This window comes from Corynebacterium pelargi (genome assembly GCF_014635485.1).
Classification (GTDB): Bacteria; Actinomycetota; Actinomycetes; order Mycobacteriales; family Mycobacteriaceae; genus Corynebacterium; species Corynebacterium pelargi.
This window is the reverse complement of the sequence record NZ_BMCX01000003.1, coordinates 297,104-319,445: the sequence shown is the minus strand read 5'-3', so window position 1 is coordinate 319,445 and position 22,342 is coordinate 297,104. Positions and strand designations below refer to the sequence as shown.

General features: G+C 57.8%; 23 protein-coding genes and 1 riboswitch. Of the genes, 12 read left to right on the top strand and 11 right to left on the bottom strand.

What is annotated here, in order from left to right; all coding sequences use genetic code 11:
- Positions 1-136 precede the first annotated feature (136 nt).
- A complete protein-coding gene (locus tag IEU99_RS07930) occupies positions 137-1,483 on the top strand; it encodes a PepSY-associated TM helix domain-containing protein (protein ID WP_128890161.1) in 1,347 nt (448 codons plus the stop codon).
- Between the two features lie 89 nt (positions 1,484-1,572).
- A complete protein-coding gene (locus IEU99_RS07925) occupies positions 1,573-3,189 on the top strand; it encodes an FMN-binding glutamate synthase family protein (protein ID WP_128890160.1) in 1,617 nt (538 codons plus the stop codon).
- Here IEU99_RS07925 and IEU99_RS07920 read toward each other — a convergent pair.
- Entirely contained in the window at positions 3,143-4,474 is a 1,332-nt protein-coding gene (locus IEU99_RS07920) for a hypothetical protein (RefSeq protein ID WP_128890159.1), read from the bottom strand. The two genes, IEU99_RS07925 and IEU99_RS07920, sit on opposite strands and share 47 nt — an antisense overlap.
- An 82-nt stretch (positions 4,475-4,556) precedes the next feature.
- Here IEU99_RS07920 and IEU99_RS07915 point away from each other — a divergent pair, with 82 nt between their 5' ends.
- From IEU99_RS07915 to IEU99_RS07905, 3 genes are all read left to right on the top strand, one after another.
- Positions 4,557-4,880: a putative quinol monooxygenase gene (locus IEU99_RS07915; protein WP_123960545.1), complete on the top strand. Its 324-nt coding sequence runs from the start codon at positions 4,557-4,559 to the stop codon at positions 4,878-4,880.
- Between the two features lie 125 nt (positions 4,881-5,005).
- A complete protein-coding gene (gene ppk2 / locus IEU99_RS07910) occupies positions 5,006-5,863 on the top strand; it encodes a polyphosphate kinase 2 (RefSeq protein ID WP_128890158.1) in 858 nt (285 codons plus the stop codon).
- 45 nt (positions 5,864-5,908) lie between these two features.
- The gene (locus IEU99_RS07905; RefSeq protein ID WP_128890157.1) at positions 5,909-6,949 is read left to right on the top strand and encodes an enoyl-CoA hydratase/isomerase family protein; all 1,041 of its coding nucleotides are present in this window, start codon (positions 5,909-5,911) and stop codon (positions 6,947-6,949) included.
- Here the strand turns inward: IEU99_RS07905 and IEU99_RS07900 are convergent.
- Positions 6,938-7,747 carry an HAD family hydrolase gene (locus IEU99_RS07900; protein WP_128890156.1) on the bottom strand — a complete coding sequence of 270 codons (810 nt, stop codon included), beginning with the start codon at positions 7,745-7,747 and terminating at the stop codon, positions 6,938-6,940. The genes IEU99_RS07905 and IEU99_RS07900 overlap by 12 nt on opposite strands.
- 44 nt (positions 7,748-7,791) lie before the next feature.
- Positions 7,792-9,033, bottom strand: a complete 1,242-nt coding sequence (locus tag IEU99_RS07895; RefSeq protein ID WP_128890155.1) for a DUF6882 domain-containing protein — start codon at positions 9,031-9,033, stop codon at positions 7,792-7,794.
- A gap of 54 nt (positions 9,034-9,087) precedes the next feature.
- Between IEU99_RS07895 and IEU99_RS07890 the strand changes: the two genes are divergently transcribed.
- From IEU99_RS07890 to IEU99_RS07870, 5 genes are all read left to right on the top strand, one after another.
- Complete coding sequence (locus IEU99_RS07890; RefSeq protein WP_164931169.1) at positions 9,088-9,861, top strand: DUF4184 family protein; 774 nt, start codon at positions 9,088-9,090, stop codon at positions 9,859-9,861.
- Positions 9,847-10,058: riboswitch (cobalamin riboswitch) on the top strand. (Overlaps the previous gene by 15 nt.)
- Positions 10,059-10,116: 58 nt before the next feature.
- Complete coding sequence (locus tag IEU99_RS07885; protein ID WP_128890153.1) at positions 10,117-10,815, top strand: energy-coupling factor ABC transporter permease; 699 nt, start codon at positions 10,117-10,119, stop codon at positions 10,813-10,815.
- Entirely contained in the window at positions 10,816-11,151 is a 336-nt protein-coding gene (locus IEU99_RS07880) for an energy-coupling factor ABC transporter substrate-binding protein (protein ID WP_128890152.1), read from the top strand.
- Positions 11,152-11,883 carry a cobalt ECF transporter T component CbiQ gene (cbiQ, locus tag IEU99_RS07875; protein ID WP_128890151.1) on the top strand — a complete coding sequence of 244 codons (732 nt, stop codon included), beginning with the start codon at positions 11,152-11,154 and terminating at the stop codon, positions 11,881-11,883.
- A gap of 5 nt (positions 11,884-11,888) precedes the next feature.
- The gene (locus tag IEU99_RS07870) at positions 11,889-12,662 is read left to right on the top strand and encodes an energy-coupling factor ABC transporter ATP-binding protein (RefSeq protein WP_229718431.1); all 774 of its coding nucleotides are present in this window, start codon (positions 11,889-11,891) and stop codon (positions 12,660-12,662) included.
- Between the two features lie 27 nt (positions 12,663-12,689).
- On the opposite strand, the gene IEU99_RS07865 is transcribed toward IEU99_RS07870, so the two are convergent.
- The gene (locus IEU99_RS07865) at positions 12,690-14,120 is read right to left on the bottom strand and encodes a glyceraldehyde-3-phosphate dehydrogenase (protein ID WP_128890149.1); all 1,431 of its coding nucleotides are present in this window, start codon (positions 14,118-14,120) and stop codon (positions 12,690-12,692) included.
- Between the two features lie 205 nt (positions 14,121-14,325).
- On the opposite strand from IEU99_RS07865, the gene IEU99_RS07860 reads away from it, so the two are divergent.
- Positions 14,326-14,982: a sulfite exporter TauE/SafE family protein gene (locus IEU99_RS07860; RefSeq protein ID WP_128890148.1), complete on the top strand. Its 657-nt coding sequence runs from the start codon at positions 14,326-14,328 to the stop codon at positions 14,980-14,982.
- 10 nt (positions 14,983-14,992) lie between these two features.
- On the opposite strand, the gene pnuC is transcribed toward IEU99_RS07860, so the two are convergent.
- From pnuC to pth (IEU99_RS07840), 4 genes are read right to left on the bottom strand one after another with little or no spacing between them, the layout of a single operon-like run.
- Complete coding sequence (pnuC, locus tag IEU99_RS07855) at positions 14,993-15,730, bottom strand: nicotinamide riboside transporter PnuC (RefSeq protein ID WP_128890147.1); 738 nt, start codon at positions 15,728-15,730, stop codon at positions 14,993-14,995.
- The gene (locus IEU99_RS07850; RefSeq protein ID WP_128890146.1) at positions 15,731-17,374 is read right to left on the bottom strand and encodes a peptide chain release factor 3; all 1,644 of its coding nucleotides are present in this window, start codon (positions 17,372-17,374) and stop codon (positions 15,731-15,733) included. It lies immediately after the preceding gene.
- Positions 17,375-17,409: 35 nt separating this feature from the next.
- Entirely contained in the window at positions 17,410-18,231 is an 822-nt protein-coding gene (locus tag IEU99_RS07845) for an SDR family NAD(P)-dependent oxidoreductase (protein ID WP_128890145.1), read from the bottom strand.
- A 5-nt stretch (positions 18,232-18,236) separates the two neighbouring features.
- Positions 18,237-18,863: an aminoacyl-tRNA hydrolase gene (gene pth / locus IEU99_RS07840; protein ID WP_128890144.1), complete on the bottom strand. Its 627-nt coding sequence runs from the start codon at positions 18,861-18,863 to the stop codon at positions 18,237-18,239.
- Positions 18,864-18,916: 53 nt separating this feature from the next.
- Between pth (IEU99_RS07840) and IEU99_RS07835 the strand changes: the two genes are divergently transcribed.
- Positions 18,917-19,183, top strand: coding sequence for a hypothetical protein (locus IEU99_RS07835; protein ID WP_128890143.1), 267 nt, complete (start codon positions 18,917-18,919; stop codon positions 19,181-19,183).
- Between the two features lie 12 nt (positions 19,184-19,195).
- Here the strand turns inward: IEU99_RS07835 and pth (IEU99_RS07830) are convergent, their stop codons facing one another.
- From pth (IEU99_RS07830) to pulA, 3 genes are all read right to left on the bottom strand, one after another.
- A complete protein-coding gene (pth, locus tag IEU99_RS07830; protein WP_128890142.1) occupies positions 19,196-19,726 on the bottom strand; it encodes an aminoacyl-tRNA hydrolase in 531 nt (176 codons plus the stop codon).
- Between the two features lie 86 nt (positions 19,727-19,812).
- Positions 19,813-20,457: a 50S ribosomal protein L25/general stress protein Ctc gene (locus IEU99_RS07825; protein WP_128890141.1), complete on the bottom strand. Its 645-nt coding sequence runs from the start codon at positions 20,455-20,457 to the stop codon at positions 19,813-19,815.
- Positions 20,458-20,626: 169 nt separating this feature from the next.
- Positions 20,627-22,309 (bottom strand): type I pullulanase, encoded by a 1,683-nt coding sequence (gene pulA / locus IEU99_RS07820; RefSeq protein ID WP_164931168.1) that lies wholly within the window; start codon positions 22,307-22,309, stop codon positions 20,627-20,629.
- Between the last annotated feature and the right edge of the window lie 33 nt (positions 22,310-22,342).

Genomic DNA, 22,342 nt, shown 5'->3' with positions numbered 1-22,342 from the left:
CCGAACGCGTTCTTCATCCTCATCCCCTCTCGGCATGAGCTACCAAAGCTGTGCCAGCATCAGCACTGAACCTGAATGCTGAGCATTGTCGCTGCGTAGCCCATGCCGAGCCGAATTTGTTGGAGAACTTCTCACTATGACTCTCTCGCTCAAACACGAGCCGCGTGAGCAGCGAAAATCCCCCGCCTTAAGGCCCATCGTGGTCCGGATGCACACCGTTGCCGGCATCCTCATCGCACCATTGATTGTTGTAGCTGCACTCAGCGGCCTGTTCTATGCCCTTTGCCCAACGCTGGAGCAGTGGGTGTATCACGATGAGATCACCACTACCGTCCCAGCAGATGCCCAAGCGCTCGATGTTCAGCAACAAGTCCAGGCAGCAAAAGCGGTAGCAGGAGACAGAACCCTCGCCGGGGTGCAGCTTTATGATGACCCCGAGAAGAACACCCGCGTACTTTTTGCAGATCCCAAGCTCGGCGAGGGAGTGTTCCACGCCGTCTTTGTGGATCCCTATAACGCAGAGATCAAAGGCCAATTAGAGCAATACGGCAAGTCCTCAGCACTGCCGCTTACCCGGTGGGCATCCTATGGGCATAAGAACCTCTGGCTTGGCACCCCAGGGCGCATCTACTCGGAGCTGGCAGCAAGCTGGCTAGGATTTTTCGCCATCAGCGGCGTAGTGCTGTGGTGGCAGCTCCAGGGCAAAGACACGTCCAAGTTCAAAGCTATGCTCAGGTGGTCTCAAGCTAAAGGATCGGGAAGAAGGTTGCAGTACCTCCGCCAGCATGGGGTGGTGGGAACTGTGCTCGCGGCAGGGTTGATCTTCTTATGCGTTACTGGCCTGACCTGGTCCTTGGTGGCCGGTGACAATATTGCCAAGCTCCGCAAAGAACTGGGGTGGACCTCTCCAAGCACCCAGGCCTCCGTGTCGAAGACCATCACCATCGACGATCCCATTGCCGATATTGATGCAGTTGCTGCCACAACGCGCCAGGAGCTCAGGCTTCCGGTTCGCCTGATGCTGCCCGAAACACCCGAGCAGGGTTGGGTTGCCACTGAATTGCGCCAGCCCTATCGCATGGCCACCGATGCCGTGGCCATCGATAGCCAAGGTGATGTGATTTCCTTCAATCACTTTGATTCCTGGCCGCTGGCGGCCAAGGCAACGGTGTGGTTGATCCAATTGCACATGGGCACGCTGTTTGGTCTGCCGAATCAGTTGGCACTTGTCGCGTTGGCCTTAGGCATCACCTTCCTAGTGATCCGGGGCTATCAGATTTGGTATCGCCGAGGCTTTGGCAACGCCCCGAGGGTGCGTTCGCTTCGTCCGCTCGCCACAAAGAAAGGTGCGCTGCTGCTTGCTGCTTTGGCCGCATATAGCGTGATCGCGCCGCTGTTTGGCCTTTCCATTCTTGTGCTTTTTGCCCTTGACTGGGGGCTATCGAAGATGCGAGGGGCTATAACTTTTAAAGAGGAAAACTAAGAATCTGGGTATTCTCGGTGGTGTCAGCTCGCGCTTCGAGTTCGTCCTCGGGGCGAGAGGAAATTCGGGAGTAGAAAAGAGCACTCGAAATGGCCGGAGTATTCAAAAAGACAGCCGGGACAGTTGCCGGAGCATTCGGGGCTATTGCCGCCTGGGACCTAAGCCAGCGTAAGCACGCTATCAAGCGAAATTTCCCCGTCATTGGGCATGCCCGATATCTGCTGGAGTCGATTCGCCCAGAAATCCAGCAGTACTTCGTGGAGTCGAATACCGATGGCCGCCCATTCGATCGCGTCACCCGCTCGATGATTTATGAGCGCGCCAAGGGTATTCACTCCGTGACGGCCTTTGGTACAGAACTCGATATCCAGGCGATTGGCTACGATCACCTCCTGCACACCGTGTCACCGGTGCCGGTGATGGAACAAGCCCCAAGCATTCGTATTGGTGGCCCTGACTGCACCCAGCCCTTCGATACCTCACTGCTGAATATCTCCTCGATGAGCTTCGGTGCTCTTTCTTCGCGAGCCGTACTGGCCATGAATAAAGGCGCCGCAAAGGGCGGCTTTATCCAAGAAACAGGCGAAGGCGGGCTGAGCAAATACCACCTCGAATATGGCGCCCCGCTGATTTGGGAGCTGGGCTCTGGCTTTTTTGGAGCCCGCACCAAAGATGGTCGCTTCGACCCGGAGCAGTTCAAAGAAAAAGCCGCTAATGAAAACGTCAAGGGCATCTTGATCAAGCTTTCTCAGGGCGCAAAGCCTGGCATGGGTGGCCAATTGCCCGGCGAGAAGGTCACCGAAGAAATCGCAGAGGCCCGCGGCGTTGAGCCTGGAAAGTCGGTCATCTCCCCGGCGGCGAACCCGGAATTTTCTACCCCTCGCGAGCTCATGGAGTTTATTGCCAAGGTGCGAAAGCTCGCCGGTGGCAAGCCAGTGGGCTTCAAACTCTGCGTGGGTTCGCGCGTGGAGTTTTTGGCCATGTGCAAGGCGATGCTCGAAACGGGGATCACCCCAGACTTCATTCACGTCGATGGATCAGAAGGCGGCACGGGTGCCGCGCCGGGGGAGTATGCAGATCACATGGGCACACCCCTTTCCGAAGGCTTAATCGTGGTGCAAAACGCCCTGGTTGGTTGCGGTTTGCGCGATAAGATCGCCATTGGTGCGGCCGGAAAGGTCGCCGCCGGCAACGACATTATTAAGCGGCTCGCACTCGGCGCGGATTATTGCAATGCTGCTCGCCCCATGATGATGGCCGTGGGCTGTATCCAGGCGCAGAAATGCCAGACCAATCGTTGTCCCACCGGTGTTGCTACCCAAAATAAGTGGCTCGCCCACGGCATCGACATCGACGATAAAGGCGAGCGCGTATATCGCTACCAAAAGGCCACGGTGGAATCAGCCATGCACCTTTTAGCCAGCATGGGCTTGGATGATTTCGATGCGCTTGGACCGCGCCACGTTGTTCGCCGCGTGGATGAGTACCACTTGGTGACCTACGCCGATATTGCCGAATGGCTTGAGCCTTGTGCCCTCCTCGAGGGCACGGCTTCGGAATCGTGGGCTAAGGATTTCGAAACCGCCAATGCTGATCGCTTCCAAGAACCGGCAGCAGCGCATATCCGTTCGGGAGCATCGCGCAAAGCCGCGAAGGAATTTAGTGCTCAGGTGCGGGAGAGCCAGAATCAGCACGACCGTGACTAAGTAGTAGCCGCGCGCATACGGCAAAGGACAGCACCATCAGCAGCGCGACGATCTGGTAGATAGTGGCCACTTGCTCACTAATGCCGGCGTGCCACACAAAAGCGCTCACGGCGGCGCCAGGTTGCTGCATCAGGCCTGCCGAACCCAGCGCAAGCAGCGCAAGGCTCAGCCACTGCTGGCCGAGTGCTCCAATGGCCTCGCAACGAGCCAGCACCAAGCGACGTTCGCTGCGAGGAATGCTGAGGTCTTGTTCCAGTGCCTGCAGTGCGCGCAAACGCAAGAGCTGCGCGCCAAAGGAACTGAGTAATACTCCAGGCAGCATCCACCACCCAGGCATCGCCACTGCCAGGATGAGGAACCCGATGGTGCCTATCACCACGCGGCGGCGAGTACTTCCGGTGTGGGCAAATCGTGGCGCGAGCACCAGGCCGCCCACATAGCAGGTGATTACGGCAAGGAGCAGCCCGGCATTATTCATGGCAATGCAGGCCAGTGTCGGAAAAAACCAGGCGAAGTTGCGAATACCTGCAGCCACGATGGATTCGCGCAATGCCAACGGCATGCTTTTTGTTTTGAGCTTTCTTTCAAAAGCGATGAGCACCAGCAAGGCTAAGAATGAGCCGATCAGCACCCACACCATCGTTGTTTGGCGGCTCAGGCGCACCCCTAAGGCAAATAGCACCATGGCGATGGTGCTCAGTGCGTATAAGGGGCTGGCATCTCGGTGCTGCCAATCGATGCCAGGTTTGAGCTCGATGCGCGCCACAGCCAATAGCGCGCAGGCTAGCACCGCAGCAAGCACACCCCACGCAATGGCTGGGTGGGTGGCCCGGAGCAATAAGAGCAGCACTGCCAATGCAAGCAGGATGAGGTGATGCCACTGCTGCTGTTGCGGGGCAGCATCATCGGCGATGGTGGCCAGCAAGGGATGGATGAGTCCCATGGAGGCACCGATGATGATGGCGCAGATATCCCAACTCAGCCCGCCATGAGGTTCAGCGATGCTGGCAATCAGCATCCCGAGCACTCCCACCACGCCGATACTTAAAGCGATCCGGGCACCGGCGATGGGGTTGTGGATAAGCTGAAAAGCCCGTTGGGCAAAAGGCGCTGCATAGGCGGCGGTGCCAAAGAGCACCAAGGGAAGCAGATAGTGCACGCTTCCGGGATGAGCGAAGGCGTAGGCGGCGAAGATAAGCCCCGGCAAGATAAAAGCGCCATTGCCAAGCGCGCGGGCAATCAGCATCGCTAGCTGGGGGCGCACAGGTGCAGCTTCGGTGCTCATACTCTGGCATTATTCCAGGATCTGCGGTGTTCTTTGCGTTCATTGTGGGCAAGTCGCGCACTTCTGATCTAGCATGGCGGGCATGATTTTGATCAACGCCCGCCATACCGTCAAACCCGAGTACGTCGATAGCTTTATGGAGAAGGTGGCTGAGTTCACCGAAGCCACCCGCGCAGAAGAGGGCAACCTCTTTTTTGTCTGGCACCAATCAGTGGAGCAGCCGAATGTGTTCATGCTCGTCGAGGCGTTCAAGGACGACGCCGCTGAGGCCCATGTGAATTCGGACCACTTTAAGAAGATGCAAGAAGAGATGCCCCAGTATCTCGTAGAGACCCCCGATGTGATTAACACCTTGATCGAGGGCAAGACCGAGTGGGACAAGCTTAATGAGTTTGCCGTGAAGTAGCTTCAACGCCTAACAGCAGGCCCTCGCCCCCGCATTGGGGTGAGGGCCTGCTGTTGCTCTGCATTCTTTTTATTGCATAAGTGATGCCCACGATGCAGAGCTGTGGTGCGCGGTAGATTGGAAACATGGCAAAAAAGGATTCCAAGAAGTCGAATAATGCGACGGAAGATCAGCACGTCAAACCCAAAAAGCTGAATAAAAAGGCCTATGAGAAAGAGCTCAAGCGCCTCCAGGCAGAACTGGTTGATATGCAGCAGTGGGTGGTGGAAACTGGCGCTCGCGTGGTGATCATTATGGAAGGCCGTGATGCCGCAGGTAAGGGATCTGCCATCAAGCGCATCACGCAGTACCTCAACCCTCGTACCTGCCGCATTGAAGCCTTGCCTGCGCCGAACTCCCGCGAACAAGGCCAGTGGTATTTCCAGCGCTATGTGGAAAAGCTTCCGACCGCCGGCGAGATCGTGATCTTCGACCGCTCCTGGTACAACCGTGCCGGTGTGGAGCGCGTGATGGGCTTTTGTACCTCGAAGGAATACCGTCGCTTCCTGCACCAGGCGCCCATTTTTGAGCGTCTCCTGGTAGAAGACGGCATCATGCTGCGCAAGTACTGGTTCTCTGTGTCGGATGAGGAGCAGATTGCCCGCTTTGAGTCGCGCAGGAATGATCCGCTGCGTCGCTGGAAGCTCTCGCCGATGGATCTGCAGTCGATTACTCGCTGGGAAGACTACTCGCGAGCAAAAGACGAGATGTTCGTGCACACCGATATTCCCACCGCGCCCTGGTACACCGTGGAAAGTGAAGATAAGAAGCGTTCGAGGATCAACGTGATTTCTCACCTGCTTTCCACCATTCCCTATGAGAAGATCGACCGTCCTCTTCCGGAAATTCCTGAGCGCCCAGAGGGCAATAACTATGAGCGCCCACCGCGCGAGGATTTCCGTTATGTTCCCGATGTGGCGGCGAAGCTCGAACGCGAAGATTAATCGTGATCTGCTGCACAGATCGGCGTGGTGTGCAACACTATTGCTATGAACGAATCACTGGTTTTAAGCAATATCACTCATGGCACCGGCCATATTGAGCTCAACCGCCCGAAGGCGCTGAATTCGCTGAACCAAGCGATGGTAGACATCGTGAGTCAAGAACTTCAGCAGTGGGAGCACGATGATTCGGTGCAGCAGGTACTGATCACCTCCACTTCAGAAAAAGGCTTCTGTGCTGGAGGTGATGTTCGCGCCATCCATGATCTGGATGCCCAAGGCGAGCATGAACAAGGCGACGAGTACTTCGCACATGAGTACCGGATGAATAATCATCTTGCCTCGTATCCCAAACCCATCATCTCGCTTATTGATGGCGTGTGCATGGGCGGCGGCATCGGTATCAGTGCCCACGGCTCCCACCGCATCGTCAGCGAGCGTGCCTTTGCCTCCATGCCGGAAATGCTTATCGGGTTTGTGCCAGACGTCGGCAGCACCAAGATGCTCAGCGACATGGTTGGCCAAAAAGGCTACGCATCCTCTGCGCTTGCCAAATTCCTGTGCATTAGCGCCTGGAGGATGAGCCCCGCCGATATGCTCTGGGCCGGTTTTGCCACCCACTTTGTGCCTTCGGAACACTTTGAGGCTTTCACCCAGCAGCTCATCGCCGAAGGTATTGACGCAGCCCTCGAGCGCTATGCGGGAGTTCCGGATCAGGAATCCGAGCTTGCCCGCTACGAAGACTCCATCCAAGCGGTATTTGATCAGCCGCATTGGAGCGAGATCGAAGCCGCACTGCAGCAGCACGATGATGAAGCATTCGTGCAGATGGTGCACAAGCACCTCCAGGGCACCTGTCCCACATCGGTTGTGGCGGCCGTGGAGCTGATCCATGCATCGGCACAAGCAAAGGACATCCGCCAGGCCCTGGATTATGAGCTGATTATGGGCAATGCTCTACGCCGAACCCCGAATTTCCAGGAGGGGGTTCGCGCGGTGCTCATTGATAAGACCAAAGACGCCCACTTTGAGCCTCAAAGCTATGAGCAGGTCGACGCCGCAGCTTATCGGTCGCTGTTAAGCTCTTAGCTTTTCGACGACCCCACGAAGCACCTCCACAACGCCCTCATCGGCGTTGCTGGGGGCGAGGGCATCGGCAATCTCTTTGATGTGAGGGTGCGCATTCTCCATGGCATAAGCCTTGCCTGCGCTTTGCAACAATTCGGTGTCGTTGAGGTAATCACCAAAGGCGATGGTGTCTTCCATTGGCACCCCAAGCGCTTGAGCTAAAGCCTCAAGCGCCTTTCCTTTATTGGCCGCAGGATCCATGATGTCGACCCAGTGGGCACCGGAAACGACAACATTGAGCCCAGGTGCGGCGGCTCGCAGCTTCGGCGCTGCGATGCTTTCAGCATCCGCGAAGCTATAAATCGCCAGCTTGACTACCTGATCATCGACATAGGCGTGGAGATCATCAACGATCTCCATTCGGGCGTAATAGGGCTGGCACTGCGCCAAGAAAGGCTCATCGCGCCGGGTTACAAAAGCACCATCGGCACGGCAGAGCACTAAGCCCCAGTCGATTTGATCTGCTTGCGACTCCATCGCCTCGATCACCGCGTGGGCTTGGGAGGCCTCGATGGTGCACAGTGAGACGATCTCGCCTTCGTGATACACCACGGTGCCGTTTTCTGCGATCACGCTCATGGGAAAACCGGCCGGTTCGAACTGCTCAAGCAGGGTATAAAGCTGCCTGCCGCTTGCTGGTGCAAAGACCGCGCCGAGGGAGTGCAGTTGCTTGAGCACGGGCCAAAAACGCTCAGGAATTTGGCGCTGTTGGTTCAGGAGCGTGCCGTCCATGTCGCTGGCGATCACCAAAGAAGTCATAGAACCAGCTTGAACCATGGCCTAGCCCAGGGGCAAACCTTCGCCTAGGCGCCCATCTTGAAAGCGTCGTGCACTGCGACGATGCGATCACCTTCAAAAGAAATCAGCACCCGGCCATCCGCGCACTCCAACTCGGCGGTGTGCTGATCGGTGGCAAGCAGGCGCGCACCGCGCTTGGAGGCATAAAACTCCAAGGCACGCCTGGCGTTTAAAGCTTCAGGGATCGGTGTTTGCAAGGTGGCCAAGGCCGCCGCCTTGCTTAAAGGAGGCAGTGGCGAGGAAGGGTGATGGAAGTACAGCAGCCCCATGGTCTCGGCATCAAGTTGGCAAAATGCGTGCGTCCAGCTTGAAAGCACCGGTTTGGCGGCATTTTCCAAATAGAGCCCCTCGGCTTGATCCACGTCCCAGCTCGGCTTGAGGAGCGATGATATGTGCTGGTCAATGGCGAATTGCTGGAGCGCTTTAGCGGGTGCTTGATCAAAACAGAAGCGGAATGTCCCACCGCGGATCGTGGCGATGAGCATGGCCTTGCCATAGGGGGTCTCCCCACGGGCCTGGGAGTACTCCACGATGGGAGGAAGCCCTTGGCCTTCGTAAAACAATTGATGCTCGGTGGAGTAATAAAAGGCGTCGGCGAGGACGTCGACAAGCTGCATGCTGGAGGCAATCTGGCCCGTGCCAAGGTCTACCTGCACCCGCTGCTGATCATCTTCCACAACGATGGCCTCACCGCGTTGCTCAAAGCCCAGGGAATGCTCGGCGGCAAAGGCCATCAGCGCTCGGGGAAGGTCTTGGGTGTGTTCAACTGCCCCTAAGCCGACCGTGAGAGCTGTGTCCAAAGGCAGTGAGGGCAGTGCATCACTGATCACGATGAGGTCAAAGGAACCATCGGCTAAGGGCACGAAGTAGCTTGGCCCATTGCCATTGAGGGTGCGCGCTGCACTGACCAGCGCATCGCTGCCTTCTTGGATGCCGCGAAGCTCAGGAATATCGAAGGCATATTCCTGCAACCACTCCCACTGCGTGCCGTGAACGCGGGCTGCGGTAACGCCAAACAGGACTGTCTGCGTTGCCTCCGAGCGAAACTTCACCTGGTAGCCACCGGGCACCGGGTTGAAGCTGATATCGAGTAAGGGATCGCAGGCCTGCGCTAGGGCATAGCTGCTTGCCGCCTGGGCGATTGATCCATCAACCAAGATCTGTTCAAGCGAGGTAGGTGCAGGCAGTTCCATCTCAGGCTCCTTCTTCTTCCACACGCGAGGCAACACCACGGCCCCGATGCACACGAGTTCCAGCGTAGTCTTAGCAAAGTTGCTGGCATATCGACTATTGTTTCGACGGTGCCATACACCCTTGCCCATCCCATTGCAGTCGCGGCATTCAAGCGACCGTGCTTGCAGCAGTCCAAGCTGCGACTTATCACCTCGGCGATGGTCATCGGTGCGCTCGTGCCAGACGCGGTGATGTTTATTAACCCCTTCTACCGCATGCCCTGGACATATACAGACGCCCACAGCTTTTTCGGGGTGTGGCTGTTCAATCTGCCGCTAGGCATGGCGTTGTGGATGAGCTGGGTGTTCGTGCTGGCTCCCGCCTATCGCTACTGCGCGCCGCGTAGCCTGGCGCTACGTTTGCCCGATCCGCAGCCTATCGATGTATCCCGCATGGCCTGGGCCATTCCTTCGATCATTCTTGGTATCTGCACGCACCTGTTGTGGGATTCCTTCACGCACGCAGGCTATCCACTGACCAGCCCCGGCGGGCCACTGGATCACACCATTGGCAAGCTTTCACTCTTTCGTCTGCTCCAGCACGGTTCTTCTGTTCTGGGGCTTATCGGGGTGCTGTTTTGGATTTATCTTTCGCTGCGCACCCCGAAACGCACCCGCGCCGAATATCACTTCCTGCGGTGGCCCTGGCTGCTGCCCATGATCAGTGGTGTGCTCGCGCCGGTGTATTTGATCATGCAGCAAAATCTTGCACACCCGAAAGTGTTGAAACTCGCCTTGCTCAATATCGTCACTGGCTCGGTCAGTGGTGTGTTGATGTGCGCTTTCTTCTGTGCCCTTGTTGTGCTTGCCATCAAAGGGGCTCGCCGGGTACTGCGTCGCTGATAGGGTTGTATGCAGTGCCGAAGCAATCGGGAATGTCGGTGAAAATCCGACAGCGGACCCCGCCACTGTAACTACGAAGAACACACCGCTTCTGAGTCACTGCCCCTCGATAGCAGCATTGCTGGGGTGGGAAGGCTGAGAACATGAGCTTTGAAGGTGCGTAGAAGCCAGGAGACCGGCTGAGGTGCTAGTAACTTTTATTCGTTCGCACCTGCGGGGATTCGGGTGCACAAGCAAAAGGAAGCGAAACGCTCTATGCATATCGCAGAAGGCTTTTTGCCTGTGAGCCACTGTGTGGCCTGGGGTGCGGCCTCGGCACCCTTTGTGCTCTATGGCGCTAAGGCAGTCAAAACTCAACTCAAAGAACAACCAGGTACCGGCATGCTGCTCGGTGCTGCCGGCGCATTCACCTTCGTGCTCAGCGCACTGAAGATGCCCTCCTTTACCGGTTCTTCTTCTCACCCCACCGGCACCGGCCTAGGTGCGGTGCTCTTCAAACCCCCGGTGATGGCCCTGTTAGGTTCCATCGTCTTGCTCTTCCAAGCCCTCCTGCTCGCCCACGGCGGTATCACCACACTGGGTGCCAATATCTTCTCCATGGCCATCGTCGGACCGTGGATCGGCTACGGCGCCTGGAAACTCTGCCGCGGCTGGGGAGTCTCGGCAGAAGTCGGTGTCTTTTTCGCAGCACTATTTGCTGATCTTTCCACCTACGTCGTCACCGCCACGCAGCTTGCCGCAGCTCACCACGACGCAGGGTTCTTCAACGCCTGGATCACCTTCTTGAGCCTTTATGCACCAACGCAGCTTCCCATCGCTGCCGCAGAAGCGATTGTCACGGTGTTGATCTTCCGCGCCTTGGCCACTATCGCCCGCAGCGACATGCTGCGCTTGGGCGTGATCGATGCTGAGAAGTCCGAAGCCAAAGGTGCAACGCCGCAGGAGGTGGCATAAATGAAAAAGATTCCAACCTGGGCCTTGCTGATTCTGGCCTTCATGCTCGTTTCTGCCCCCATGCTGATTAATAACGGCGCTGACGTGGAAGAACCCTTCGCAGGTACCGACGCCACCGCCGAGACCTTGGTAGAAGAAACCAACCCCGGTTATGAAGCCTGGTTCAACCCGCTGGTAGGGGAGTTGCCAGGCGAAGTGGAATCCGGTCTGTTTGCCTTCCAGGCAGCGATGGGCGCCGGCCTTCTCGGCTATGTCTTTGGTGCCTACCGCGAGCGCAGTCGTCGTGAAGCAAAGCTACGCCACCCAGGTAATAGCAACTCGAGCCAAAGCACCTAAGTGAATCCGCTTGAACGCGCCGCCGCTTCAAGCCCCTGGGCCACGCGCCATGTAGGCGAAAAGGCGGCGCTTTTGCTCGGACTGGTCATCGTCTGCGTGATCGTTCGCCCCGGGTGGGTGTCGCTGTTGATCGCCGGCACCTTGCTCTGGGTGATCTGGGCAGCGAAGGTGCCGCTCAAGATCCTCGCCGGCCTCATGGCCGCACCCTTGGTGTTCATCTTCGTCAGCGTCATTCCCATGATCGTGGCGATCTCACCCCACGGCCTGGTGTGGGTGCCAAACGGTCCGCACACCGCGGGCATGCTCATTATTCGCTCAACCTTGGCAACCTGCGCCACCATCGTATTTTCGCTCACCACACCAATGCCGGAGATTTTCCAATGGCTGCGCCAAATCAAGGTGCCTGCCTATTTGGTGCACGTGATTGCCCTGACCTACACCATGACGGCCACGCTGCTCATGACGGCGAAAACGATGTGGGACGCCCAGGCCATGCGGCTTGGCCACAGCAATAGGTCCCGCTGGATGCGATCCCTCGGCAGCCAGGCGGCGAGCCTTTTTGTGCACGCCTTCGAACGCGGCAGGCGCCTAGAAGCAGGCCTTGAGCTGCGCGCCGACCCGAGCGCAATGAATGTCTTGGTGGAAACACGAACCCTAAATCGAGCGTTTTTGGCCCTGAGCCTTCTTTGGCTTGTGGTGCTGCTAAGCCTCGGATTGATTGGAGCACGATGAACCCAATGCTGAGTGCAGAATCGGTGTCTTTTCACCGTGATCAACGCCAGATCCTCCAAGACGTCAGCCTCGATATCCGCCCAGGGGAACGGGTTGGTTTGCTTGGTGCCAATGGCGTGGGCAAATCGACGCTCATGCGCATCCTTGCCGGTGCGTGGCAGCCAAGTTCCGGCAGGGTGCTTGTCGACGCCTCCGAGGTGACCTACAACCGCAAAGGAAGGGATCGGGTCCGTAGCCGGGTACAAATGGTGCTCCAAGAACCCGATGACCAGATCTTTGCCACCTCTGTTGCTGCTGACGTCTCCTATGGGCCGATCAACCTGGGGCTATCGGAAGCCGTGGTGCGTGAGCGCGTCGACGAAGCCCTCGATGCCACTGGTATTAGCCACTTGCGTGAGCATGTTCCACACCAGCTTTCCTTCGGCCAGCGCAAACGCGTGGCGCTCGCCGGCGCCTTGGCGATGCACCCTGGGGTATTGCTGCTGGATGAGCCCACAGCCGGGCTGGATCCACGGGGAACTCGGCAACTATTAGACGTGTTGGAAAAGAAATCCGAAGCAGGAACAGCGCTGCTATTTTCTACTCACGACGTCAACGTTGCCGCCTTATTGGCTCACCGGCTGATTGTGCTGATCCAGGGCAAGGCCTATCACGGTGATATCAGCATGCTCAAAGACGAAGCATTCGTAGAAGCCGCCGGTTTGGAATTGCCGTGGGCGCCGATCATCAGCGATGTATTACACCGAGACATCACAATGCCCCGGGATCTGCTTGCCTAGCAGGCCCCGGGGCAGCGCTTGAGCGTTTTAGAGCTCAGAAGAAGGAATGCGTGCAGGCAGCACGGTGGGGCGAGCGCCTGCTACTTCTTCGACGATGCGGATGACCTGGTTTGAATAGCCGAACTCATTGTCGTACCAGACATAGAGCACCAAGTGCTTGCCATCGGCAATGGTGGCCAAACCATCGACGATGCCGGCGTGGGTGGTGCCAATGAAATCTGAAGACACCACCTCGGGGGAGTGGATGTAGGTGATCTGCTGACGCAGATCCGAGTGCAGTGCCACACGATCCATGAGGGCATTGACCTCGTCGCGAGTCACTTCCTGATTCAGGCTGAGGTTGAGCACCGCCATCGAGACATCCGGGGTGGGCACGCGGATGGCGTTGCCGGTGAGCTTGCCGTGAAGCTCCGGGAGCGCCTTGGACACGGCCTTGGCGGCACCAGTTTCGGTGAGCACCATATTCAAACCAGCAGCGCGGCCGCGGCGCTCGCCCTTGTGGAAGTTATCAATGAGGTTCTGGTCATTGGTAAAGGAGTGCACCGTTTCCACGTGGCCATGCTCGATGCCGTAGTGATCATTGATCACCTTCAAGGTGGGGGTGATGCCATTGGTGGTACACGATGCCGCGGTGATGATCTGATCTTCATCGGTGATATCGCCGTGGTTGATGCCGTAGACGATATTCTTCAAATCACCCTTGCCGGGTGCGGTGAGCACCACGCGCTTCACACCCTTGGACTTCAGGTGTTGGGAAAGCCCCTCGCGATCGCGCCAACGGCCGGTGTTATCCACCACCACGGCGTCGTTGATGCCATAGGCGGTGTAATCCACGGTGGCGGGATCATTGGAGTAAATCACCTGGATCTTGGTGCCATTGGCCCAGATCACGTCGTTTTCTTCATCGACGGTGATGGTGCCATTAAAGGCGCCGTGCACCGAGTCGCGGCGCAGCAGCGAGGCGCGCTTCACCAGATCCTTGTCACCATTCTTGCGCACCACCACCGCGCGCAAACGCACGCCACCATAGGCAGCCTCGCGCTGGATCAGGATGCGAGCCAGCAGGCGGCCGATGCGACCGAAGCCGTAGAGCACCACATCAGTCGATTCCATTTGCTGCTCGGTGCCGATAACTTCCTTGAGCTCCTCTTTGAGGAATTCGAGCAAGTCGCCACCGCGCTCACGGTGGGCAACAGTCAAACGGCCGAGATCGATGGAGGCTGTGCCCAAATCCAGGGTGCTTAATGCCTCGAGTACCGGGAGGGTGTCTGCAGGGGAGAGTTCCTCTTCGGTTGCAAGGCGGGAATAGCGATGCGCCTTGATTACATCGATGTCGGTGACGTCGATAAGCAAGCGGCCGAATACCGAAACCACCACATTGTTATTGCGGTGGAGTTGGTGAATGAGTGGAAGCATGCGGCCTGCGGATTCGATCTTGTCGTTCCAGTCCTGTGCCATGTGTGAAGCGCCTGTCCTTTACAGCGATCTATGTCGTGCGGGAGGGGTAGCCCGCTGATACCCCCATCTATCGTAGTTCGCTTGGAAAGCGTGGGGGCGAGTTTCAAGATTTGGGGGCAAGCGGAGATACCCCCAAGGGTAGTGCCAAGGCCAGCAGGTAGTCTGTCTCTATTACTCACCCGGTCGAAAGTGAAGGTACGCCTGCATGTTTCAAGCAGTCAGCTACGCATTGCTCGACTCGATTAACGTGCTGCTCATTGGCGTGATCGTGGCCATCGGCGTCGTGCTTCCACCCGGTGGGAAATACCGTCGCATCATCGCACTGCTCGTCGGCGGTGATTGGTTGGGCGTCTTCTTAAGCTCCGTGCCGGTGCTGCTGCTTTTCGATTCCATTGGCGAACCAATCAGGCACGCGATTGAATCCCCGTGGTTCGGGGTGGTGCTGATCCTGGTAGGTGCGCTAAGCGCCGTGCTCACCTGGCGCGGAGGTGGCGACTCTAGCCAAATCGTGGCCAAGGTGATGCGCTGGTTGCGAGAACCAAGCGCGAACACGCTGCTCACAGGCATGGTGCTCGGAGCAGTGCAATCACTGACCTCAGTGCCCTTTTATATCGGCCTCGGCTTTTTGAGCGTGGGTGGCTTTTCGGTAGCCATCCGATATACCGCCCTGGTGCTCTATGCCTCCCTAGCGCTGAGCCTTCCGTTCTTAGCCGCGATTGCCGTGGGCATGGTACGCAGGCGCCCCCGCAGCCTGGCCGGAAGAGGCTTTGCCTGGGCGCGCGAACATAGCCAACAAATGTCTGCCGGCGCCGGCTACTTCGTTGCGGTGGTCTTAATCCTGATCGGTCTAGGCCACCTCTAAAGGCCAGCGCCTAAGCGTTATGGCTGCTTAGCGCAGAGCGCGCAGACGGGGTTTCCTGGGAATCCTGCTGGCGTTGAACCTTGAGCCAGGTAACGAATCCCCAGAGCACGAAGGCCCCGTAGAACACGTACAGCGCTGCCGAGGGGTAATAACCGGCGCTGAGCAATAAGGGCACGCCCACGATATCGACGGCGATCCAAATAAGCCAGAACTCCGTCCAGCCCTTGGCCATGCCGAAGGTGGCAAGCATGGAACCGACAAAAATCCACGCATCTGCCCACGGCCCCCAGGATCCCAGTGCCTGGAAGATAGCAGCAAAGACCACCGTGGCAATGATCGCGAACACCGCCATGCCAAGGCGCTGCCGCTTGCTGGCCCAGTGGGGTTGGACCGCTGCGGGCTCACTGACGATGGAGCGGGAAGGATCAACGTCTTGGCATTCGCGCAGGCCGCGACGTTTGGCGGCAGACCACTGCCACCAGCCATAGAGGCTGACGCAAAGGAACATCACCTGCCGGCCGGCCTGGCCATACAGATCGAGGTTTTGAGGGGTATTGAACACCCCGCCAAGAAAAACAGTAAAGAGCAAAAGGTTGCCGATGATTCCCACAGGCCAAGCCCACACCACTCGCTTCATGCCTCCATAGGCGCTGGCGAGGCCAAAGAGGTTGCCGATGATCTCGCGCCACAAAATAGGCACGCCGCCGATGAGCAGTGTGGCTTCAAGGAGGGAATTCAAAACGCCCATTTAGTCGGCCACCAAGGGGTAGAGCTCGAAGGAGGGATGTTCTTTTTCAATGAACTGCAGGCGCCACTTATCGCTAAACAGCGCGATGAGCTCGCCATCGGTTCGGGTAAAGATTTCTACCCCGCGCTGCTTTGCAAGCTCAGGGGCTGTGGCCGCGGTGGTGCGTCGGGCAACGGAATAGGGAATAGGATCCGCCGAGGTTTCCACGTTGTATTCGTTTTCCATGCGGGCCTGCATCACCTCGAACTGCATGGGGCCTACAGCCGCCATCACCGGTGCTGCATCGCCGCGGGCATCGTTGCGCAAAATCTGCACCACGCCCTCGCTGGCAAGCTGATCCAAGGCCTTACGGAACTGCTTGTACTTGCCCAGGCTCTTGGCCCGCAGGGTGCGGAAGTGCTCGGGTGCGAATTGCGGCATCGGCGGGAATTGCACCTTGCGGCCAGCATAAATCGTGTCACCCGGTGCAAGGGAGCCGGCGTTGACCAAACCGACAATATCGCCGGGGAAGGCCGTTTCTACCGTCGAGCGAGTGCGGCCAAACACCGTGAGGGCGTATTTGGTGGAAAAGCTGCGATTGGATTGCGCGTGGGTGACTTGCATGCCGCGATCGAATTCACCTGATACAACGCGCATAAAGGCCAGGGAATCACGGTGGTTTTTATCCATGCCGGCCTGCACCTTAAACACCACACCGGAGAAAGGATCGGTGACATCACGTTCGGCATCCATGGCCGAGGTGGCTTCTTCCACGGCGCGCGGATCAGAGGCACGCCCTGCAGGGGCCGGGGCCAATTGGCACAGCGTGTCCAAGATCTGGTGCACACCGAAGTTCAACATTGCCGATGCAAAGATCAGCGGTGAGGTCACGCACTGCAAGAACAACTCCTGGTCATGCACTGCGCCATCGGCGACAAGGAGCTCGGCTTCCTCGGCCGCGGCCTCCCAGGCTTCGCCTTCCTTTTCGGCAGCGGCTTCTGGGTCGAAGTGCTCCTCGGGTGCGATGGTGGAGCCACCTGCGGTGCGCAGGAAGTGGATATATTCTTCGACTTCGCCATCGACGTCGAGGCGGGCCAGACCGCGGAAATCTCCCGCCTCGCCAACCGGCCAGTACAAGGGGGTGGGTTGCAGCCCAATTTCGTCCACGATTTCGTCGACAAGCTCTAAGGGGGTGCGACCTGGGCGGTCCCACTTATTTACCACGGTGATAATGGGCAAACCGCGGGCCTTGCACACCTTAAAGAGCTTCAGGGTTTGAGGTTCGAGGCCCTTAGCTGCGTCGATCAGCATCACGGCGGCATCCACGGCGGTGAGCACGCGGTAGGTGTCTTCGGAGAAATCCGCGTGACCAGGGGTATCAACGAGGTTAATCATGTAGGGCTCGCCCTCATGGCCCTCGGGGGCATACTCGAATTGCAATGCCGAGGATGCAATGGAGATACCGCGGTCTTTTTCCATCTCCATCCAGTCGGAGACAGTTGCCTTGCGCCCAGCTTTGCCGTGCACCGCGCCGGCCTCGGAAATGACGTGGGCATGCAGCGCGAGTGCCTCGGTGAGCGTGGACTTACCAGCGTCCGGGTGTGCGATCACGGCGAAGGTACGGCGCCTGGATGCTTCCTGGGCGGTAGTGGCAGAAGAACTCATAGCTTACAACGATACTGCCAGTGTCCAATTGGGCTTTAAGCAGGCCACTCAGTCCCAAGCAGCGTGGAACAAATATCGAAGTGCGCCGCGGCATTCTTCTTCCGCGCGAAGGGATGCACCTTGCCCTTTTTGCGCCGAGAGTTGTAGTACTGGCCGGATTCCCAGGTGATTCCCGGAGTGCCGTCGATGAAGTAGGCCAAATTGCTTCCGCCATCAGCAGCGCTAATGCCGACCGCTTTGACCAAGGGGGATTTATAAAATTTCTGCATCCAAGAATCGGCATCGCGTGCAAAGCTCGTGGCCACCACACCAGGGTGGAAACTGCAGGCCGAGATCCGCGGGTGATAACGGCGATGCAATTCCTGGGTGAACAACACATTGGCCAATTTGGCGTTGCCATAGGCGCGGTGCTGATCAAAGCGCTTCAGGCCTTGAATATCCTCCAAAGAAGGACGGGCATAGAGGTTGGCCATGCTTGCCGTTGCCACCACGCGCGCCCGGCGCTGCATGAGCGTGTCAAGCAATTCGTGAACCAGCAGCATCGGCCCTAAGTGATTGACCTGGAAGCTCAGCTCATAGCCGTCATCGGTAATTTTGGGCCCATCAAATAGACCACCGGCGTTATTGGCTAGCACATCAATGGGCTCATCGCGCAGTGCTTTGGCAAGCTCGCGAACTTGGTCGAGCTGGGAGAAGTCAGCCACGAGTGCTCGCGCACCCAGCTCATCGGCCAAGGCCTTGGTTTTAGCCTCGTTCCTGCCAACAAGGATGAGGTTGTCTTCGCTTTTTTGCTGAAGCAAGCGCGCGGCCTCGCGGCCAATGCCAGAGCTTGCCCCGGTAATCACAATGGTGCGCATGGTGTTTATTTCCCGTGGAATTCTTGTTGTGCCTGAGCCACGCCACTGCCGATAACGGCACGAGTGGCCTGGGCTGCACGCTCAACGCTTGTTTGGGTGGTGGCGTCCGAGGGCAGTGCGTCCAGCACATAGTCGGAAACGGTGGTGCCTTCTTCCGGGCGTCCAATACCGATGCGGATCCGCAGGTAATCGCGGGTGCCTAAGTGCTGAGAGATGGACAATAGGCCCTTGTGGCCGTTTTCATTGCCGCCCTGCTTGATGCGAACGGTGCCGCGGGGCAAGTCGAGCTCATCATGCAGTGCGATGACGTTTTCCAACGGCACGTGTAGGTGCTGGACCAGTGGGCTGACGGCTTCGCCGGAGACATTCATATAGGTGGTGGAGCGAACCAGCGCCACTTGTTTGCCGGCGATATCGACAATGGCGAATTCCGCTGGTGCACCACCGGGGTAGGGGCGCAGTTGTTCGCCATCGAGAAGCTGCTCTAAGGCCAAGGCGCCAATATTATGGCGCGTATTTGCATATTTAGCGCCGGGGTTTCCGAGTCCAACGACTAAGTAATCGGCCTCCAGCCGTGCTGTTTTGTCCTGGGAAGCACCGAAAAGTTCACGAATCTTAGAGAAAATGCCCATGAGATGTATCCTAGCGAGCTTTTTATGAATTAGGGCATGCTAAGTTGGAGCACGTGGGGAAAAAGAAGAACGTCTACAAGAGCCTCTATGGCAAAAAGCACAAGCCGAAGTACAAAGGCGCCAAGGCGCTCAAGCCTGACAAGCTGGACAAGGTTCGTCGCGCTTTAGAAGAAGGCCGCCCTAAGTCGAAGTGCTGTAAATCTAAACCGCGCTGCACCCGCTGCCCGGTTGTGCTGCATCGTCTGAGAAAAGCCGATGCCATTTCGCTTGACGACGCAGCGCTCGCCGCCGCCGTGCTTGAGGCCCGCTGGCGCAAGTAGCTGCGCAAAGAGCTAAGGGTGCAGTAGTGCTTCGGCCGCATCGGCAGCGTCGGCAAGCACAATCGGCACACTTGCTTGTTCTGCCTTGCTAAACGGCTTCAATACAAAACTCGCCACGTCCATCCGACCAGGTGGGCGGCCAATGCCGATGCCTACCTTGTGGTACTCCTTGGTGCCGAGCTGCTGCGAAATTGAACGCAGGCCCTTATGCCCGTGATCCCCACCGCCGCTGCGCGCACGGACATCACCGAAGTCGAGCTCAAGATCATCAAAGAGCACGATAAGCTGCGCCGGGGAGAGCTTATAAAACTGCATCAGCGTTTTCAGCGGCTGGCCAGATAGATTCATCATGCTGCGCGGGCGCGCAAGCAACACCGGGTTATTGGCAATACGCCCCTGGGCGATGGCGCAATTGCTGCGCTTGTGGTTGCTCCAGCCCATGCCATAACGCTCGGCGAGCTCCTTAAGCGCAGCGGCGCCGATATTGTGGCGAGTTCCTTCATATTTCGGGCCTGGATTTCCAAGGCCGACAATCACGTGCATGGCAATATCCTATCCAGGCGTATCAAAAGCAAAACGCCCCGACCACAACTTGCGGTGGGGCGGGGCGATGAGCTTGAAAGAAGCTATTAGTCAGCGTCTTCCTCGGTAGCCTCAACATCGGAAGCGTCGGTCTCGTCGATTTCCTCGGCGGCCTGCTCCTCGGCGTCCTCAGGCTCCTCGGCAACCTCTTCGTGGCCCACGGAACCGATCACGGTCTCGGGGTCGGCGATCAAGGTGGTGTTGGCAGGCATCTGCAGGTCGGAAGCCAGGATCTTGGTGTCGATCTCTGCACCCTCCACGGAGTGAACGATCTCTTCGGGGATGGAGAGCACGTCAGCTTCAACGAGCACAACGTCAGCATCCTGAACGAGCTGTGCGCCCTGAGCAACTTCGCCCTCGAGAACCACAGGAACCTCAACCTCAACCTTTTCGCCGCGCTTAATGGCGAGCAGGTCAACGTGGTCGGCATCCAGGGAGATCACGTTCTGATCAACGTGCTTGACCATGGCCAGGTGGGGCTCGCCTTCGAGGTCGAGCTCGAATACGGCGTTGGTGCCGTTGTTACGGATCAGGGCGTGCAGTTCGAGGATGTCCACGGCGAAGTGGATCGGATCCTCCAAAGCGCCACCGTAGATGACGCCGGGAACGAAGCCTGCACGACGCAGGCGACGAGCTGCGCCCTTGCCAAATTCATCGCGCTGTTTTGCAGAAACGGTGGGGTAACCAGCCATTATTGTCTCTCCTAGAAAATTCTTGGTATTTGCTCTCGGCCGAGACGAAAAACGCCTGCGGCCAACTCTCGTCGAGTCACCGCAGGCAAAAAGTATTAAGCCAGCACCTTAGTGCGATGCATCGCGTCGATAACGGCCAGCATGATGCCAGCCCTCGCCGAGACCTGGATCAGAGTAGCACATCAATATCAGGATGCTCCAAGTCGATCATGGCCAAGCGTTCAACATCAATCAATAACGACCTGCCGTCGATATTGAGCACCATGTGCGAGGCGGTGATCTCTACCGCATCAATGCGTTGAGGATCGTAGTCTTGGCGCAGGGTGCACAGCCGCTGAAAGCGTCGAACGTACTGCTCAAAGCGTGCAGCGCGCTCATAATCGAAGGCGTTCACGCTATCGGGGCTGCGATAGGAGTTCTCATCGCCGCCTTTGGTGCGCATCATTTCTTGGCCGGCGTGGATAAAGACAATGCCTTTGGCAAAAAACTGCAGGGTGGTTGCCAACATGCAGCGCCTGGCCAGTGATGCTTCCCGATCCGCGGGATCCACACCCGGCACGGTGGCATCGAACTTGTCAAACATCGTGGCGTTATCGTGCGCCTCGTTATAAATCACCGATTGTTGCAAGCCACGGCCGGATAATTCTTGGAAAAGCTGGCGCATCAACGGCTCGCTTCGCGCCCCAGACAGCACCCCGGAGGAATGGGCGTGCAGTGCCGAGCCTTTGATGGCATCGCGGAAGCGATCATTGAAGTGGAAGATCCGCGGCATGAGGTGGCTATTGCGCTGGTTGGCGCCAAGCACCCCTGTGGGGTGATGCCCCATCTCCCAGCCTTCGCCAAGAACAAGGATGCTCGGATCGATGCGATCAAGAGCTTCGCGCACCGCATTCATTGTGTCCACATCGTGAATGCCCATGAGGTCGAAGCGGAAACCATCGATGCCATATTCTTCGGCCCAATACATCACCGAGTCCACGATCAGCTTGCGCATCATGGGTTGTTCCGAGGCCGTTTCATTGCCAACCCCTGTGCCGTTGAGCAAATGACCATCGCGATAGCGGAAGTAATAGCCAGGGGCGGTGTGATGCAGGCTCGATTCATCCACCTTGTACACGTGGTTGTACACCACATCCATAATCACCCGCAGCCCAGCATCGTGGAGCGCACGAATCATGGTCTTTAACTCATCGATCCTGCTGGTGGGATCAAAAGGATCGGTGGCATAGGAGCCCTCAGGCACGTTGTACTGCACTGGGTCGTATCCCCAGTTGTACTGGGCATTCCAGCCGAGATCGCCTCGTTCGTCGACGGAACCGAAGTCGTAGATGGGCAACAACTGCACATGTGTGATGCCCAAAGAGCGCAGATAATCAAGGCCGGTGATCTGCCCGGAGGAAGTCCGGGTGCCGGATTCACACAATCCTAAGAATTTGCCCTTGTGCGCGATGCCGTTATCGGCACCGATGGTGAGGTCGCGGATATGTGCCTCATAGATCACCGGGTTGCCCTCAAAGGCCGGCATCCTCGGCACAGGAGCGTTGCGGTGTACGACCGAGGCTTCGGCATTGACCAATGAGGCCGTGGCATAGGGATCGATGCTGGGTTGATCGTCGATACGCCAAAGGTAGACGGCGTGTTCGAGCTCGCCTTCGAGCGTGAGCTCAAAGCAACCGGCGTATTCGGAGGCCACGGCAGGGTAGCGGCCAGGCGATAGGGAATCGGCGCTGATGAGCTCGAGGTGCACCGAGTGTGCCTGCGGGGCGAACACGCGGAAGGTGGTGGAGCCTTGGTTCAAGATGGCGCCGAGGTGGAAACCGTACAGACCAGGCCAAGAAGGTTGAGAAGGCAACGGGGTTCCTTGGAAGGGGTGTGAAAACGTGCA